Raw genomic sequence first — 17,449 nt, 5'->3', positions numbered from 1 at the left:
CTTGATTGTATGGGTGACCGCTGTTCATTGTAATTCCTTCTCTTTGATGACCTAAACGTGTCTCATGATTTGAGTCTTGAGTAGAGGCTCACAAAAACCCCTACTCAATGATTTATAAATGGATGTCAAATTGATTAGACAAAGCAAGATGTTGGATGTCTTCGATCTTAATTCGCTGACCCGCATTGGTGATTTCGAGAGTTTTCATCGTTCCTTTGACGCGACCTAGTTCCTTAAGCTCTTCAGTCGTTAATTTCTTTTCGTTAGTTAAAGCTGAGTAGGAGCTGAAAGCGAATGGGCAATGTTCTTGATTAACACCTGCCTCTGTACTGTAGAGCCAGTTTTCCGATTCGTCGGACTCCGAATCCAAAATAAAAGTGACCTTTTGTTCAATTAGAGGGAAATCTTTATTCAGGCTTGTCCAAGTGAACTCAACATCAAATTGAGATACGTCATTTGGAATCTCAGACAGGAACCCAATCATGTCACCAACCAGACCGACATAACGTTTGTTTTGCCAGTAACGCTTGAGCCCATAATCAGGGACCTTCAGCCAAATTGGGCCCTTTACTTCCAAATTCAAATCGCTGCACCTTTGTGACCGGTGAGTGATCCCCAAGTAAAGTCGCGGAACGAGATGAACAAACTTTGCATTGGGACGCAGTGGCAGTTCTGAATGTCCGGTTAGTGATTGGTAACCCTTTCTAGATTAGCGGTATGAGGGTTTCCAGAATTCTGGGGGGAGTATATAGAAATGTACTCCTTTGGCGTGCGCTCTTGTCCGTAAAAGATGACATATCTTGTCCAATTATCTTTCACAGTCATGTACGGTTCTGCTTTGATGAGTTTTCTCAGCTCACTCCACCAATTTTGCCATTTAGGACCATAGTTATCGGTAATATGCTCAGTGGCTATTTGAATGCCGATATCGCTAAGTCGAATTGATTCTCTTGATTCAGAAAACTCAACGAAACGGTCTGACTCTAAAACATTAAGAATGTCTTGTACGCGGTGACCACTATTTGGATATACATCGTAATGATTTTCTTTGACTTCTGTTCGTGAAAGCCCTCTACGTGCTCTCTTCATTTTTGCAAGATACGGTTCTTCGATTTGGTACAACGTTAGCCAAGACTTTTCATATCTCAATAACCACTTTAATAGCGGCATAGCGTAAAAGGGCTCAGGTTCACAAATGAGTGTTATTGCGTTTGGGCCTTTAATACAAAAGTCATCATTCACTCCATTGAGGATTTTCTCTTCTGTAGTCGCTACCGAAAGCAACAGAGATTCGAAAATGTCTGCTGTTGTATGTGCTTCGCCAATTTGCTCTCTTAAACTCTTCGCTATAAGGGGTCACACGACGATTCGGAAAATATTGTACGCTAAGAGCATAACGTTATGACTTTAAAAGATTAATTTTCCAGTTCTGGCCATATGTAATCTCCCGTTAAATTTATATGTTCCCACCCTAAAGGAGACAAGTGGCTAAGTAATGCTTCATCGATTATTTCCCCACGGTTGCGGAGTGTTTCTACTGCCTGACTGATGTATTCTGTATTCCACAAAATAATTGCAGCAACAACCAGATTAAGCCCACTGGCGCGGTAACGTTGGTTTTCAAAGCTCCGGTCTCTTAATTCCCCCAATCGGTTAAAGAAAACTGCCCGAGAAAGAGAATTTTTCGCTTCACCTTTATTAAGACCAGCCTGAACTCGACGTCTAAGATTAATGTCTTGCATCCACTCCAGAGTAAATAAAGTGCGTTCTATCCGCCCTAACTCCCGCAATGCCAGTGCCAATCCGTTTTGACGAGGATAGCTACCGAGTTTTCTCAGCATCAGAGAAGCTGTGACCACTCCCTTTCCTATTGATGCAGATAATCTGAGGATATCGTCCCAATGCAAGGCGATATAATCAAAGTTCACATCTCCGCCAATTAGCCCTCCTAATGTCGGATAATCCGATTTGTTACCGGCTATATACAGACGCTTATCTGAAAGATCACGTATTCGTGGAGCAAATTTGAATCCCAATATTGGCATGAGTGCAAATACATGATCAGTGAATCCGGCGGTATCCGTATAATGTTCTTCAATATTGAGTTCAGATTCATGGTTAAGAAGGCCATCCAGTACATAGGTGGCATCTCTCGCAGGGGAATTGATGATCCGGGTATGAAACGGCGCATAGTGATCTGAAATGTGAGTATAAAAAATGCTTCCCGGCTCTGAGCCATATTTAGCATTAAAGTGTCCCTTGGATTCTCCCCGACCTCCTGCATTAAATCGCTGCCCATCGGAAGAGGATGTCGTACCATCCCCCCACCATTGAGAAAAATGATGTTGATGCTGTGCATTTGTCAGCTCAGCCAATGCTTTACTGTAAGTATCGTCTCGAACATGCCAGGCCTGTAACCAAGAGAGTTTAGCGTAGGAAGTACCAGGGCACGATGAGGCCATTTTTGTCAGACCTAAGTTGATTCCGTCTGCAAGAACAGCGGTCATTAACATTACTCGGTTAGATGCGGGTTGTCCGCCTTTCAAATGAGTAAAATGGCGTGAGAAATCTGTCCATCTGTCTACCTCTAGCAGAAGCTCGGTTATTTTCACTTTAGGCATAAGTGCTGATACCTTCCTGATCAACTTCTCAGCCTCTTCTGGAACAGAGTTCATCAACGGTGTAATGCGCATTCCACTGGCAGTCACTATCGTACCGGGAAGGTTGTTATCAGCAGCATGGAGTTCGACACGTTTCAATGCGGTGACTAACTGATTCTTTTTCTGTTCAAGGAATAATTCACCGTCAGTTTCAATATCCAGTCCTAACTCTTGTTGGCTAAACAGTGTGCGATATTTGTCGAGCGGAAGCAGGTAATCTTCAAAGTCCATAAACTGTCGGGAATGACGAACCCATATATCCCCCGAACGCAGCGCATTTTTCAGTTCTGAAAAGACACAAAGTTCATAATACTTTTTATTTATTCCTTCCTCAGTAAAAACAAGGGAAGCCCATCGTTTTCGAATAAAGTCAGTCGGTACGTCTTCGGGTAACTTACGCGCTTTGGTTAGGTTTAGTTTACGAAGGACATTAACCGCATCAAGCAGAGTCTGGCTGACTGGAGCCGCCTTTAATTCCAGTGCATCAAGAAACGCCGGAGTGTAACGGCGTAACTGAGGATACGCATCAATAATGAGCGTAAGGTGATCAAACTCTGGTTGGCTAAGTTGCTCTGCGCTTTTGATACTATCAAGAAAGACCTGCCAGCCAATGGAGGTTTCAATAGCATCAAATGGATCACTTTTTGATTCTCTGGCTTTCTGAATAAGGCGTCCGGCCTGTGACAGTACCTTTAGTTGCTCATTAATTTGCTTGCCTGAGCTTTGAAACTGTTCAGCATGTTTTCGTCTGGCAACATTCTCTTTACTAGCCATGATTCGGTCATGCATATCTATGAGTTCATCAATCAAAGTAGCTCTTGTATCAAGTACCACTGCCGCCAGTGTTGCGTGTCGTCTTAACGGTTCAAAATCCCTGAGATGTTGTGGTGTCATTTGACCACCTTCACGGGCTATTTTTCTGAGCCTATTTTGATGAACCATTTTTTCCAGACCATCAGGGAGAGATAGTGCCTGAATATATTCAATTCTCTCTATATGTTTTAGAACGTGCTTTGCATTGGGAAAACCATGTGGCTGCCGTAACCAGTTAATAAACGTCTGGCTTTGCTGGTTACGCATCAGTAGAAGTCGATCCAATTGCTCTTTTTGACCTTCAGACAATTCCGATGTCAGTGCACGATATACTCTCTTCGTTCCGAGAGTGATCGCTTCCGCGCATATCCTTTCCAATACCTCCATGCCAGGAATAACTACCTTTTGGGTGCGTAGATAATCTAATAACGTTTTGGCAAGCACCATACCTGATTCGGTTTGGACCGAAGTCTTTAGTAAATATTGTACGGACAGACGAAAATGGGACAGAGTAAAAGAGGCCATCCCCAACCAGTTCATCAGCTCAGTAAGATGTTCCCTGCGGGTCGTCTTTCTTATCGCATACCTCTTCCAATGTGTTATCGGTACACCGAGTTGTTCACTTACGAAAGACAGCAGGTGGGCTGGAGGTTCTTCATCTGGAGGAATGGGTTTTCCGGGATATCGCAAGTAGCAAAGCTGAATAGCAAACCCAAGTCTATTGTGTTTCCCTCTCCTTTGGTTAATAAGGGCAAGGTCGGCATCGTTAAATAGGTAGTGTCGGACAAGATCATGATGCTCTTGAGGAAATGCCGTTAATGTTTCACGCTCAGATAACGTGAAGAGGGTTTTGCGTGGCAATCTTATTTCCTCCGGTAGCTATGTCAAAGGGACACACTTAGCTAACCAGATAAATGCCTCGATTAAAACCCAATGCTGACAATCCGGTTTTATAGGTGTGAGGTACGACAGAATCGCTTGGTGATCACACACTGAAAATCAGTATCGTAACTCGGAAATGGACAAAAACGTGTCAGTGGCTTTCCTAAATTAGCAATTCATGGATAACTAAAGATTATGGAAAGCCGTTAATTTGGTGTCCTATATTGATAAGTGCAGATCAGTTTGCGTTCCCCAAAAAGCCCCACCCTGTATTAAGCATTGTGGGGCTTTTACTAACGGTGTTTAGGCTTAACCAAAGATCATAATAAACAGTGTATACAGACTCATTGCTGCCATCATGATGGTAATCAACCAACCAAACACCGACATCCATACCGGGTGTCTATAGTCTCCGACAATGGCAGATTTACGGGCAGCAATCAGCATAATGCTTAATGTGACGGGTAGAATAAAACCATTCAATGCACCCGCTACAATCAATAAAGTAACTGGCTTACCAATAAAGCAAAAAATAAGGCTCGACGCTAATATAAAGGCAATAATGAAACCTCGAGTGTTGCGAGCAATAAAAGGGTGAAGTGTTTTCAAAAATGATACAGAGGTATATGCCGCACCGATCACCGAGGTTATAGCAGCAGTCCAAAGTACTAAACCAAACAATTTGTAGCCAATGTTGCCTGCTGCATGCTGAAACATTGATGCTGGTGGGTTTTCAGGGTCAAGGATCACACCTGTACTTATGACCCCAAGTGCAGCTAGGAACAATACCACCCGAACGACAGATGCCAAGCTTATTGCAGAGATTGAGCCACGGTTAACCTGTGGCAACGCTTCTTGCCCTGTCACACCCGCATCGATCAATCGGTGTGCGCCCGCAAATGTGATGTAACCACCAACGGTACCACCAACCAAAGTAACAATAGCCAACACATTGAGCTTCTCAGGCCAAACAGAACGATACAGCGCCTCACCAACAGGTGGTGAGGTCGAAAACAAAACGTATAACGTCATCACTATCAGTGAAGCGCCCATCACGATGGTAAATCGGTCCATCTCTTTCGAGGCATCTTTTAATAAAAAGATACTGATCGCAATCACCGCACTAATCGCTGCGCCTGCTACTGGCGTGATCCCTGGAAATAAGACGTTCATTCCCATACCAGCACCGCCTAAGTTACCGATATTAAATGCCAGTCCCCCCAACGCAACAGTACCTGCAATGGCAAAACCTAAACCAGGTAACAGATCATTTGCAATGTCTTGAGCACGTTTTTTCGAGACTACAATTACCCGCCATATGTTTAGTTGAGCACCGATATCAAGAAAGATCGACACCAAAATAACAAAAGCAAAACTGGCGCCAAGTGTTTGAGTAAAGACGGTGGTTTGAGTAAGGAATCCTGGACCAACTGCAGAGGTCGCCATCAAAAAAGCAGCGCCCATGATCAATGACCAGTTAAAGCCCCCTTTAGCTGACGGCTTTGAGATCGAGTCGCTCGCCGGTTGCTGTATCACTTTGTCTGTAGACATGTATTACTCCTGTAATTGTTACTCTGCAGCGCCTATCCGAATGCTGCTTCTTCCATAATTTGATGAACATCACCCGACTAGAGTTTGTTCTTGTCTCCATTTTTTCCCGACATAGCCGTGAAAAAACTGCTGTTGAATCGAATGTTCCGCCTCTGCTTCATAGAGGTTTTTTTCAACAAACCGAATTTCAGCACCCGGTTGGCATTGTGCAAGTTGGCTCAGCCCTTTAGCTGTAACACAACCAATTTTCGGGTAACCGCCAATGGTTTGCCTGTCTCGTAGTAAGACAATCGGCTGCCCATCTGCAGGGATCTGGATCGCGCCAAGGGCGATCCCTTCCGAGATCAGGTTACGCTTTTGGCATTCGATGGCTTCACCAGATAATCGACACCCCATCCTATCCATTTGTGGTGTTAGGGTATAACTCGCATTGAAAAATCGCTGGCGTTGCTCTGGTGTAAATAGGTCATACTGATAACCGGGGATCACTTCCAGTGTCACTTGTTGGCTATATTGCGGAATAAACTGGGGCAGTACTTGCTTGGTCGCCATTGGTTGACTCACCGAGTACCGGATATAGTCCTTGGCATTCAGCTTTTCACCTACTCCTTGAAGGCCGCCTAGCTCATCCCGAATGACAGTCGCACAGCTATTGAGTGGTGTAGGCACCTTGAACCCACCTTGAACAGCAAGGTATGCCCGCATCCCAGAACGAGCTCCTCGCAGTGCTAATTGGTCGCCTTGACGAACCGGATAAGACTGCCAGAATGCAATAGGCTGGCCATTCAATGTGGCCGCCATATCCGCGCCCGTTAAAGCAATTGTGGTTTCGGCATAGAATTCACAGCTAAACTGCCCCATCGCAATCTCAATTTGTGCCGCATTACGGTCGTTACCTAACAGGCGATTACTCCATAAGAACGCATGTTCATCCATTGGCCCACCAGTACTCACCCCGATAGCCTGATGACCAAATCGACCAAGGTCTTGCAGTAGGCTCAACGGGCCAGCAGTTAAAATTCGTAGCGTCATGCCACCTCCCCATCCATCGCAATTTCTTCTGGCAGCAGCACCCCACCCATGTCTAGGAACGTCGCCCTATCAATAGGCGTAAATGAAACTTGTGCCCCCATTTCAAACACCGTTAGATTCTCACGTTGGTAATCAATCAAACTAATGGGGGTTCGACCAATAATTTGCCACCCCCCCGGAGACTGCTTCGGGTAAATAGCCGTTTGCCGATCTGCGATAGCCAAGCTTCCGGCTGGCACTTTCAAACGAGGCGTTTGTTTGCGGGGAATTTCTATCCGTTTATCCGTATTACCTAAATACGCAAAGCCCGGCGCAAAACCAATCGCGTAAACGCGGTATGTAGCAGATACATGGATATTAACGACGTCATCAAATGACAAGCCGGTATGACGGCAGATCTCTTGCGCATCCAGCGCAACTTCAGGCCCATAATAAACAGGTAGTTCAATACACCTTACCTGATTCGCAGATAGCGAAGCACGGCTACATTCAATCAGAACCTTCTGTAAGCGCAGGTTAAATTCGCGAATTCCGATGGTGATCAAGTCAAAGCTAATTAATATCGAGGTATATGAAGGTACGATATCAACCACATACAATCCTAACTGCTCACGGATGACAGGAATTGCTGCCGCGATCTGCTCAGCCGTTTCAGGACTGACCGAATCCGAAAAATACACCATCAACGTGTTTTCATTTACTGCAGAGATCTTCATTGGCGATTTAACCTCGCACTCAGAACTTGCGCCGTTGGCAACGATAATGCCCCATCACCATGAATGCATAAGGTATCGGCATGAATGGCAATTTTCTGTCCAGACAGCGAAATTACCGCTTGCTCTTCAATCAGCATTAAAGCCTGCTGCTCTATTTGCTCAATCGTCGTAAGGCTTGAGCCTGATACAGAGCGCGGGGTAAGACGTCCGCTGTCGTCATAGGCTCTATCGACAAACGCTTCAAACCAAAGCTGAATACCGTAAGTTGCAGCTAGATCTTGATACTTCCGGTAATCCGGAACAGCCATAACAACCAACGGAAGATCAGAATTGTACTGATTAAGGGCAGAGAGGAGCGTGAGAAAAACGTCATCATCTTTCATCATCGCGTTATACAGTGCGCCATGAGGTTTAACATAACTAAGCACCACCGACTCACTCTGGCAAATAGCCTGTAGCGCACCAAGCTGATAAATAAAAAACGCGTCCAGCTCGTCTTTTTCCATAGCGATAAAACGACGGCCAAAACCTTGCAGATCTGGATACCCCGGATGAGCGCCAATAATCACACCATGCTGCTTTGCTAGCTGCACTGTTTTCTTCATCACCACAGGATCTGACGCATGCATACCACAGGCGATATTAGCCATATCTAAAAAAGGCATCACTTGCTCATCGCAACCTAACTGCCAAAGACCAAAGCTCTCACCCATATCACAGTTAATTTTCATGACGTTCTCCTTGGTTTCGCCTTACAGGAATGCAAATTCGTTATTTAACCGATCGGTGATCAACATCTTGCCTGGAGCATGAGTAATACACAGAGGTGGCTTACTGTTACGCATTACGTTTTGCGGAGTAACACCACAAGCCCAAAATACGGGGACTTCATGCGAGTTTATCGTTACCGGGTCACCATAATTTGGAATATTAATGTCTTCAATGCCTATAGCATCTGGCGTACCAAAGTGAACCGGGGCACCGTGGGCTTTAGGGAAACGAGTGGTCACCTGTATTGCACGAATAGCATCAGCAGGTGTGAACGGGCGCATCGAGACCACCATGTTTCCATGAAATCGCCCTGCGGGCTGACAGGCAATATTAGTATCGTACATAGAGACATTACATTGCTGGTCAATGTTACGAACATTCAGGCCAGCCTGAAGCATCGCTTCTTCAAAAGAGAACGAGCAGCCCAAAACGAAAGTGACCAAATCATCACGCCAATGCTGAGTTAAATCCGGTGTCGCAAGCTCAAACTGACCATCGTAGAACACATGGTATTCAGGCACATCACTACTAATATCGATATCGAGGCCAATCTCAGCCAAATTTTTAGCGCCGGGTTCGGTCATCCCTATCAATGGACAAGCAACTGGGTTACGCTGGCAAAATAGCAAAAAATCATTCGCCCACTCAGCCGGCAATATCACAAGGTTGGCTTGCATATACCCCTTTGCTAAACCACTGGTCGAATCGGTAAATGCATTTTCACGAATACGTTGACGTAATGCAGGAAGAGGAAGTTGTGATACTGATGCTGTCATAATGTCATCCATTGGTAATTACTATGTTAACGCCAAATAACAATACTGCTTATTTAGATAATGTCTATTTGTGATTTTTTGCGTATATTGATAAAAATAATTTATGCAGTCATAAATTCATGACTGCTGATACCTTAAAGAAATAAGAGAAGTGTCTGGGATGTTAAACTTAAAGCAGCTTGAAACTTTTGTCTGGATTGCCAACTTAGGTAGCTTTCGCCAAGCTGCTGAGCATTTATGTACAACCCAGCCCGCCATTTCAACCCGTATTACCAACCTAGAGCACACGCTTAATACAACGCTGTTTAATCGAGAAAAAGGCGGCGTCACATTGACGGCAAAGGGACGAGAGTTACTCCCTTTGGCGGAAAATATCCTCAATAGTACAACGCAACTTTGTTATAAAGCCGACGCAGCCAGCGCCCTCTCTGGATTACTCCGCATTGGTGTATCAGAAACACTGGTACACACTTGGCTACCTGAATTTCTGACAAGTCTTAATGAAAAATACCCTGATGTTGAAATTGAGTTGATTGTTGATGCAACAGTGAACTTAAGAAAAGAACTGATGGCGCATAATATTGATATCGCCATTCTCCTTGGTCCCATTTCTGAGCCGTCAGTGATCAATAAAGTAATATGTGAGTATCCTCTCTATTGGGTTGCGAGCCCCTCACTTGGTTTAAATGAACCGGCAGAAACACATACCTTTACCCGCTGGCCAATTATCACCTACGCCAGAAATACAGTCCCGTTCCACGAAATAGACCGTCACTTCACAGCCCAAAAAGTCCATCCCGTCCGCTTCTATTCGGCAAGCTCATTATCTGCGAGTGTAAGGCTGGCAGAGAGTGGCGTCGGGGTCGCAACCCTTCCTAAAGAAGTGATCAAAGAGCAGCTTAAAGAGGGGCGACTACAAATCATCGAGACGAATTGGACACCACAGCCACTGACATTTACGGTGTCATACATTACAACCCCCAATAGCTTATTGACCGAAGAAATCGTCAAGCTCGCCTTTGAATGGCTTTGTTGAATCGCTATACTCAACAATATCGCTAACGAAAACTTCGCTATTATAGTAGGCCTATAGAAATAGGTTGGTCAGCCCAACTATTCCAATTATAACCAAGATATCCGCATCAATCTGACTGGACAGTTAGCCAAGAAATCACAGCTTTAGAATTCTTTGCTGCGCGAATCAACTTCTTCTCGGATCAAACTAAAATTAGACTGTGTCGTATATAATAGACGCATTCTTCCTTAGAGTGGGTTGTTGCTATTGATGATGACTAAGGCCAAATGATTTGTTGGCATCACGTAATCTGTAGTTGGGCAAATTCAGCTAGCCCATGAACGCAACATTTTTGACGAAACTGATAATGGGACAAAGGTGAGTTTGTCAAAGGAAGCTCAGGCAAGCCCTGGACTTAAGTGGGTATGCATTAGTCTCCTAACTAAGAACGTAGGTTTAGCCTTCAGGCTTTATATCAAAACTTGGAAAATAAAGCCTTAGATGCTCACTACAACCCTAATTAACGTTCATTGATGGCTGCACTAACGCTTTTGCTGTGTATCGTAACTGTTTTGCTTACTACGTTCTTTAGTTGCACCCCAACCTTATTAAACGCCTTTTGGATAGCTGTTGAGACATGCTGGGGACCTTCTCCCACTAAAAAATTTTCTCTATCTTGATTCGTTTCGAATACGCAGACTATTTCTAAGCTTTGTGGAAAAGAAGGGAATTTGACCGTATGAGTCACCCAAAGAAAACCATCGTAGCCTTTTAACGTATCTTCACAAACTTCGGTCAACACGTCTCTAATTAGATTCTCGACCTTCTTATCTGATTTGCGCATGAAGCAAACTTCCTATTTAACACCTTTAAAAAGGGTTCAGTCTACATTGTCTCAAACGATATTGGGCAGCGGAATTTAGTCAACAGCCTGTTGACCATATTATTTTTATGAAGTTTTACTGTGTTCTAAACACATTTAGGGGCAGAAGTGCTTCATAGTGATTTTTGCAACAGGCTGTTGCAAAATTGGGGTTGGAGTTTGTCCAACAGCCTGTTGGACATTCGATGAAGCAGGCGATTTCCTAATTGTGCAGCAGCTTGCTGCACAAATAAATCTCATGTTGGTTTCATGCGCTCTAAACACGTCTTGGGGCATTTTTAAGTTAGAAATGGCAGCGTCCCTATGCTTCGCTGCCATTTTAATATGATTTGTCACCGCACTTGCGTCCTTACAAGCAGGGCAAGCAACCTAATATACAACTCAGACAAGCATTCAAGTTTCACACCGGGAAGCCAAAATGTTTTCCGTCTGGCAGTTCTACATCAATGCGAAGCTTGCCACCGGTCGCTTCGACGTATTTCTTTAGAGAGCTAAGACGTAAATCTTTGCCAGATTTCTCTAGATTGGCAACTGATGGCTGGCTAATGCCCATAGCTTTAGCGATTTCTACTTGAGATAGATGGGTGATCTCTCGAAGCTCAGCAAGTCGAATGTCAAGAAGCATATCCGCTGCTTTTTCTTTAGCGGCAGCAAGTGCTTCTGGTGACATTTTTGCGTCAAGTACGCTTAATGGGTTACTTTTCATTTTTAAGTTCCTCTAAATGCTCATCAAATTCTGCATCAGCAATCGGAATCATCTTTTTGTAGAATCTCTTATCGCCAGTTTTATCACCGCCACATAAGATAATTCCTGTTCTTTCTGGGTCAAAAGCAAAGAAAGCCCGTATAGGTTTCCCATTGCTTTGCACTCGCAACTCTTTCATGTTGCTGTGCTTTGAATCTTCCACAGTGTCAGCGTATGGTCTGCTCAGCTGAGGCCCTCTTTCAAGAAGAACCTGGATGCATGCGCGGACATTAATTTGATCGCTTTCATCTAGTGATAGAAACCACTCGTCAAAAAGTGGTCTAGTTACTACATTCCACATGTTTTATCTTTGTTTTCTTAGTATAGACTATATTCTATATAGATTTTTATTTATATACAATCACGTCAACTTTAATAACCACTCACCCATACAGATAACAAACGCAAATTCTATGGTTAAGCAATGCCTCGGTTAAAATAAAAAAGTCTGAATTGGGTATACCTTATGCAAACCATGTGATGTATCTTCAAAGTTGGTTCGCTTACTGTTGGTTTTATACCCTACGCGAACTACTATCAAATACCACACCTATAACAGACTAGAATTAAGAAAATGTTCATACGAGGTTACCTAAGAGCATCAACAGGTGAACAGGATGCTAATCGCGCAAAATCTGATTTGGAGTTATTTGCAGAACAAAAAGGTGTTCGTATCGCTAGCTTTTATACTGAGAGCCAGTCGGGTTCAAAGCTAGAAAGAGCTGAACTTTCACGACTAATAGATGACTCACATAAAAATGATGTCTTGCTTATCGAAAAGGTAGACAGGCTGTCTAGATTACCATATGAACAGTGGAAGCTACTGAAGCATCAATTAGTTGATGCTGGTCTACATATTGTCGTTCTTGACCAGCCTATGACTCATCCCGCTCTCAGCGGTGACTTAGAAAATTCGATGATTTCAAAAGTGCTGACTGAATTCATGATTGATCTCGCTGCGGCAATGGCCAGGGATGATTATGAAACTCGACGTAAAAGACAAGCACAAGGAATACAGAAAGCAAAAGATTTGGGTAAATATCAAGGAAGAAAACCAGACCTCCAACTGAGAGAAAATGTGGCTCTTTTACTTAGTGAGGGTAAAAGCTGGTCTCAGATTCAACACCTTTTAGGCTGTAGCCGGTCAACTATCGCAAAGGTCAAAAAAGCTGGAGCAGTCCGATAAGGACTGTACTTTGTAATACAGAAGGATATTAACTAGATTTTTCCAATAAAAATATCAAGTTACGCTCTTAGCGTACAATATTTTCCGAATCGTCGTGTGACCCCTATAAGGGGTAAGTTCTCTGGGGTTAGAACATGAAAGCATTGGCTTTTGGCAAACGAAGCACTGAGATGGTTCAGTTCTCCCCAGTCTTTGTAGGTTAAAGCCTGTGCAAACATGTTTAACCAAGTGCACTTTGAAGGGACATTGTCGACAATTTCTAATTCAATCAACAAATCTCTGCATGCATGGGCTTGCCGATGGATAGTATATAGATGGTTAGAGTTAAACGTGATCATAGATAATCCTTAGTGCCAAATGTGTTTGCTGCTTTCCACTGAGGCAAATCGGATTGAGTTCAAAAATGCCATAGAATGCCCTTTTGACTTAGGTCTTGCAGCACCAATGGACGAGGACGGTCACCCGAATTAATTGTACACAACAAACTATTAATATGCTATTTCTAAATTAAATACAATAAATTCTTGACCCTGTAGTGAACACCTATTAATCTTATCCATGACGTATGACGTCATAACTCCTGTATATTTTGAATCCTTACTTCAACAAACGTTATGATCATCACTTGCACATAGTCCCTGCTATGTGCATTTTTTTTATCAATTACACGTTACATTTATTGATGCGACCTACCACCAATACTGACTCATTAATATGAAATATGTTTAGTAGCGAATTGAATGCTGCCAATTTTATAAAGTATGCTTATCTTTCGGGAGTTTAGCCGCTCTCGATGCACAATAATGAGTAAGTTCTAACGTTGACATTTGTTTCATTATGACACGCGGCCACAAGACGATGTTATGTTTGTCATGTGGCCTTTTTTCTTGATGAAATCTGTCATTTCCATTACAAAAGCCCAGCTATCCAGCTGAGCAAGATTATTTCGTAAAAAAGAGAAAATGGTGGAAGGAGTGTAAGCGTGGAACTAGCAGATTAATGGAACGTCGGCTCACTGTCATTTGCCGTATGAGTGTTCACGTTTATCCAATCAATGTATTTTGGCATCACCTGGAGAACCCGATTGTCAAGCCAATCAACACCAACTATGGGGTCATTTGCAGACTGTTTATAGTCATCTAACTTTTGAGCATAGTCCTCAATGGTCTCAATTCGTACCTTCTCAGCGGGGAACCAATCCCAATTAGTTTCAAGTTCGACTAGCACTAGCCTGGCATTCCAATCAAACCCCCAAACACTGAACGTACCTTTCCTGTCACGTAAATAACAACGAGTACCTGAATGAATTCCAAGATTTGATAAAAAATCAATCATCATCACCCCTTAAGTTGTATTTTATCGCAAAATGATATTTGGAAGTCGTTATAATACCACAACTTTTCAAAAATAATCAAAGAATGCGCTCCCTCCCCCCTCCTTTAGGCCCTCAAGCCTGCTGTATTGTTATTCCACCAAACACAACAAGGAGTTAGAAAATGCCAGCATTCAAGAAAGGTTATCAACCTACAAAAGAAGATATCGACAACCGCTCAAGACAGTTGAACCAAGAGCATGATGCTTACTGGGCATCGCGTGGTGACAACCCACCTAAGCAATCAAAGAAAGGAAAAAAGTAACATGACTAAGAGTAAGAACACGAACAGCAACCCATTGTGGCCAACGAAAAATGGTACCTCAAATCCGTCAGGAAGCGGCAGAGGTAATAATCCACCAAAGAAATAGCATCTCTAGAATGTAGATGTGGAAGCAATGAGCTTCGGGAAATGCGAAGCTCATTATTCAAAAAAATTGTAGGTAAAGAAGTCTTTATATAGACGGGCCAGTGCGGAATGACCAAAGAAAGCATAGTTATCAGTTATTCTTTCACTGCAGCTCAGAACGTCAGCCGCTCATGTCATCCGTTATCGCCTATCTCTCCATTAGGGACATCTGAATTGGAAGCAGAACTTGCGCCATGTAGATAAATTGCCCAACTAAGGATTGTACCTGGGTCTATTTGTGACCTAAAAAAATCACTCCATGATTCAATGTTGGTGTAAATAATTGGCATAAAGCTGCAAAGTTGTTCTAGCGAAAGACCTCTTAGCTTATCAATGATTTTCTGATCATAAGCATATTGAAGCCGACGATGTTTTATGAGGTTGTTGAGTGCTTCAAGCCCCGCTCCATCAAATAACTGAACACGCCTTAATATGTCAACTTGTGTTCTATGAAAAGAAGCTTCGAGTATCGAAAGTTTAGATGATGGCTTCACAGATACCAAATCTCTTTCTTTTGAATTACGTAAATTAGCTTTGAACTCTTCCTTTGTACAATAACTCCAACACATGATAAGCGTCAAAAAGAAGGAGTACTCCCTACGTTCGTTTTGAACTTCTGCATCATTAGAATGAATATAAACGTTTTCCAGCGCCATATTCCACACATCATCAGCACGTTTACGTATCCGACTTACTTTTGTTTCGTTAAGCCTTCGCCAGTGCGTTTCAGTGTGACAGTTACTCACATCAAAGAGTGCAACGATACGTTTGTTGTCCATTTCCTCCGTTGAAGCTCTTCTAAGACGAAAACCACAATTATCTATAAATGCCATCAAAGGTCTTAGAGATTCTGCGCTTGCATTCAGTTGATGAATATGTTGATTTACATTAAAAGTTGCTCGGTTAAATGTCGTTGCTTTGAGCAGTTGAACTATCAAAGGTTCGATTTCAGGTTTAGCAACTTGAGCTTTCTCATCGATGTCTCTCAACATCTTTTCACACGTCTGGAACGCATTCGCGTCTGCGCGAACGTGCGCAAAATTCGGATCAATAATATATCGAGGCTTATACGTTCCTAGGTTAGAACGGTATTCTTTAGCAAATTTTTCGTACACACATCTAAGTTTTATGTCGGATAAAGCTTTCTTATCGAACGTCCTGATTTGCAATGCTGGGTGATCTTTATACTGAAGCGGCAGACCTAGATCTGGGTCTAGTAACTGGCCTAAAAGTTTCAAAAAATGAATTCGTGTCTCATTGCATTCGGTCATGTCATTACCCATTTCATCAAAATTCATCCAAAACATTGCGCTTGCACCCTCGGGATCCGAGCCCAAAAGAGCTCGGTCCATCCATTGGCGGTGATGAGCATTTTGATTGTCAGGATCGCTCATTATTGAGCAAACTCTTTGGAATTGTCTTAACTCGAAATCGGTAAATTCGGCTAATTTTCGAGATTGCTCATCAGTCAACTTGGAGCGATTTTGATTCGCTCCAACATAACCAAGAATACGAAGTACACGTCGCCTGACATCAAACATAGGCATTTCATAACCAGAGCGATTTGGTTCGATTAACTCATCGAGTCGCATTTCTCGTTGTCTGAGAATCTTCTGCTCATGAACATCATCTTTACGCCTATCGTTCGGCATCATATCTCCTTTGATTTCTTATTGGATTCAAGCTCTCATTCTCTTTTAAAATATCATGAGCATCTTTGCCCACTCCGTATCCTTCAGACACTTCATCATGATAAATCACGACGTGTATGGCCTTCTGGGTAGCCTCGGTGTAGGACATGTCTGGATGCTTAGCAAGGAATGCATCTGTGAACGCGTCGATTCTATCTTTTTCTTCGAATCTTCTTGTACGCTCAATGTGGTAGCCATCTTTACCGTGGTTGTATACTGCACTGACTTTATTTGTCATTGTCTTATCCTCTTTGTTTGGGTTCGGGACTAGAATATGACATAAGCCTAAAAAACGAATTGTCGAAATTTTCTCTGACTGAAACAATAAGGTAAATCATTGAAATTTAAGGGGTAAATTATTTCAAAAAACGTTGATAATTACTTCTAACATACACAAGTTCGTTTAAAATATCTTTATGCTCAGATGTAGCCACCAGCTCATCAATCGCGAGACAGATATGCGAGTAAGCAAAGATTGCAAACTGATCTTCAGGTTGGAAGGCGCACATGAATGTTTGAAGTGTTTCGTTACTAGGACGTGACTTACCGCTGATCCATTCTTTGAGTCGTTCCTTTTGTATTTCGTGTTCGGTTCTACCCGACAGCTCATTCATTTGAGGAACAGGAATTAGGCTAGCTAAAAAACTGCTCGTATGGCCGGTTCTCATTTTGATGAATTTAATGAGCTTTCCAAAATAACAGCGAGCATCCATATCCAATATTTGTGCAAGAAAGCTAGGCACTCGTTGCTCAGGATTATGTTGGTACTTCTTATCGAGAGAGATTTGGTCAAGAAGAGCAAAAAGAGCGAGAGGAAAATCGGCGTTTAAGTGACACACGGCAACATTGATTTGGTGATCTTCGCTATCGCAGCCATCAACGTATTTTTTCATGCCCTCAATCAGAGCCGTTTGATGTTCAGATAACAAGTTTGTTCGCTCAAGTAC

At 42.9% G+C, this 17,449-nt stretch carries 17 protein-coding genes and 1 pseudogene; 3 read left to right on the top strand and 15 right to left on the bottom strand.

What is annotated here, in order from left to right:
- Positions 1-112: 112 nt before the first annotated feature.
- From OCT63_RS20620 to OCT63_RS20585, 8 genes are all read right to left on the bottom strand, one after another.
- Entirely contained in the window at positions 113-583 is a 471-nt protein-coding gene (locus OCT63_RS20620; protein ID WP_269984509.1) for a hypothetical protein, read from the bottom strand.
- Positions 584-684: 101 nt separating this feature from the next.
- Positions 685-1,284 (bottom strand): hypothetical protein, encoded by a 600-nt coding sequence (locus OCT63_RS20615; RefSeq protein WP_269984508.1) that lies wholly within the window; start codon positions 1,282-1,284, stop codon positions 685-687.
- 131 nt (positions 1,285-1,415) lie between these two features.
- Positions 1,416-4,334 carry a Tn3 family transposase gene (locus OCT63_RS20610; protein WP_269984507.1) on the bottom strand — a complete coding sequence of 973 codons (2,919 nt, stop codon included), beginning with the start codon at positions 4,332-4,334 and terminating at the stop codon, positions 1,416-1,418.
- Between the two features lie 330 nt (positions 4,335-4,664).
- Positions 4,665-5,906, bottom strand: a complete 1,242-nt coding sequence (locus OCT63_RS20605) for an NRAMP family divalent metal transporter (RefSeq protein ID WP_182035733.1) — start codon at positions 5,904-5,906, stop codon at positions 4,665-4,667.
- 69 nt (positions 5,907-5,975) lie between these two features.
- Positions 5,976-6,938, bottom strand: a complete 963-nt coding sequence (locus OCT63_RS20600; protein WP_225492070.1) for a biotin-dependent carboxyltransferase family protein — start codon at positions 6,936-6,938, stop codon at positions 5,976-5,978.
- Positions 6,935-7,654, bottom strand: a complete 720-nt coding sequence (gene pxpB / locus OCT63_RS20595) for a 5-oxoprolinase subunit PxpB (RefSeq protein ID WP_182035735.1) — start codon at positions 7,652-7,654, stop codon at positions 6,935-6,937. Before pxpB ends, OCT63_RS20600 begins: the two co-directional genes overlap by 4 nt.
- Entirely contained in the window at positions 7,651-8,385 is a 735-nt protein-coding gene (locus OCT63_RS20590; RefSeq protein WP_182035736.1) for a 5-oxoprolinase subunit PxpA, read from the bottom strand. Before OCT63_RS20590 ends, pxpB begins: the two co-directional genes overlap by 4 nt.
- A 21-nt stretch (positions 8,386-8,406) precedes the next feature.
- Positions 8,407-9,201, bottom strand: coding sequence for a putative hydro-lyase (locus OCT63_RS20585; protein ID WP_374987241.1), 795 nt, complete (start codon positions 9,199-9,201; stop codon positions 8,407-8,409).
- Between the two features lie 160 nt (positions 9,202-9,361).
- Here OCT63_RS20585 and OCT63_RS20580 point away from each other — a divergent pair, with 160 nt between their 5' ends.
- Complete coding sequence (locus OCT63_RS20580; protein WP_269984506.1) at positions 9,362-10,237, top strand: LysR family transcriptional regulator; 876 nt, start codon at positions 9,362-9,364, stop codon at positions 10,235-10,237.
- Positions 10,238-10,758: 521 nt separating this feature from the next.
- On the opposite strand, the pseudogene OCT63_RS20575 reads toward OCT63_RS20580, so the two are convergent.
- The 3 genes and pseudogenes from OCT63_RS20575 to OCT63_RS20565 all read right to left on the bottom strand — a co-directional run bounded on the left by OCT63_RS20575 (position 10,759) and on the right by OCT63_RS20565 (position 12,145).
- Positions 10,759-11,060: pseudogene (locus tag OCT63_RS20575) on the bottom strand (Fis family transcriptional regulator).
- Between the two features lie 439 nt (positions 11,061-11,499).
- Positions 11,500-11,805 carry a helix-turn-helix domain-containing protein gene (locus tag OCT63_RS20570; RefSeq protein WP_170897565.1) on the bottom strand — a complete coding sequence of 102 codons (306 nt, stop codon included), beginning with the start codon at positions 11,803-11,805 and terminating at the stop codon, positions 11,500-11,502.
- Entirely contained in the window at positions 11,795-12,145 is a 351-nt protein-coding gene (locus OCT63_RS20565; RefSeq protein ID WP_258520172.1) for a type II toxin-antitoxin system RelE/ParE family toxin, read from the bottom strand. The genes OCT63_RS20570 and OCT63_RS20565 overlap by 11 nt, the downstream gene beginning before the upstream one ends.
- Positions 12,146-12,418: 273 nt before the next feature.
- Between OCT63_RS20565 and OCT63_RS20560 the strand changes: the two genes are divergently transcribed.
- A complete protein-coding gene (locus tag OCT63_RS20560; RefSeq protein ID WP_269984505.1) occupies positions 12,419-13,030 on the top strand; it encodes a recombinase family protein in 612 nt (203 codons plus the stop codon).
- Positions 13,031-14,026: 996 nt separating this feature from the next.
- Here the strand turns inward: OCT63_RS20560 and OCT63_RS20555 are convergent.
- A complete protein-coding gene (locus OCT63_RS20555; RefSeq protein ID WP_269984504.1) occupies positions 14,027-14,365 on the bottom strand; it encodes a hypothetical protein in 339 nt (112 codons plus the stop codon).
- A 161-nt stretch (positions 14,366-14,526) separates the two neighbouring features.
- Between OCT63_RS20555 and OCT63_RS20550 the strand changes: the two genes are divergently transcribed.
- Positions 14,527-14,667: a hypothetical protein gene (locus OCT63_RS20550; protein WP_269984503.1), complete on the top strand. Its 141-nt coding sequence runs from the start codon at positions 14,527-14,529 to the stop codon at positions 14,665-14,667.
- Positions 14,668-14,945: 278 nt separating this feature from the next.
- Here the strand turns inward: OCT63_RS20550 and OCT63_RS20545 are convergent, their stop codons facing one another.
- The 3 genes from OCT63_RS20545 to OCT63_RS20535 all read right to left on the bottom strand — a co-directional run.
- Positions 14,946-16,463 carry a hypothetical protein gene (locus OCT63_RS20545; RefSeq protein ID WP_269984502.1) on the bottom strand — a complete coding sequence of 506 codons (1,518 nt, stop codon included), beginning with the start codon at positions 16,461-16,463 and terminating at the stop codon, positions 14,946-14,948.
- Positions 16,450-16,740 carry a hypothetical protein gene (locus tag OCT63_RS20540; RefSeq protein ID WP_269984501.1) on the bottom strand — a complete coding sequence of 97 codons (291 nt, stop codon included), beginning with the start codon at positions 16,738-16,740 and terminating at the stop codon, positions 16,450-16,452. The genes OCT63_RS20545 and OCT63_RS20540 overlap by 14 nt, the downstream gene beginning before the upstream one ends.
- A 118-nt stretch (positions 16,741-16,858) precedes the next feature.
- The coding region (locus OCT63_RS20535) for a hypothetical protein (protein WP_269984500.1) at positions 16,859-17,449 on the bottom strand (591 nt) is incomplete at its 5' end.

This window comes from Vibrio sp. RW (assembly GCF_027587105.1).
GTDB lineage: Bacteria > Pseudomonadota > Gammaproteobacteria > Enterobacterales > Vibrionaceae > Vibrio > Vibrio toranzoniae.
This window is presented reverse-complemented; position numbering and strand designations above follow the sequence as displayed.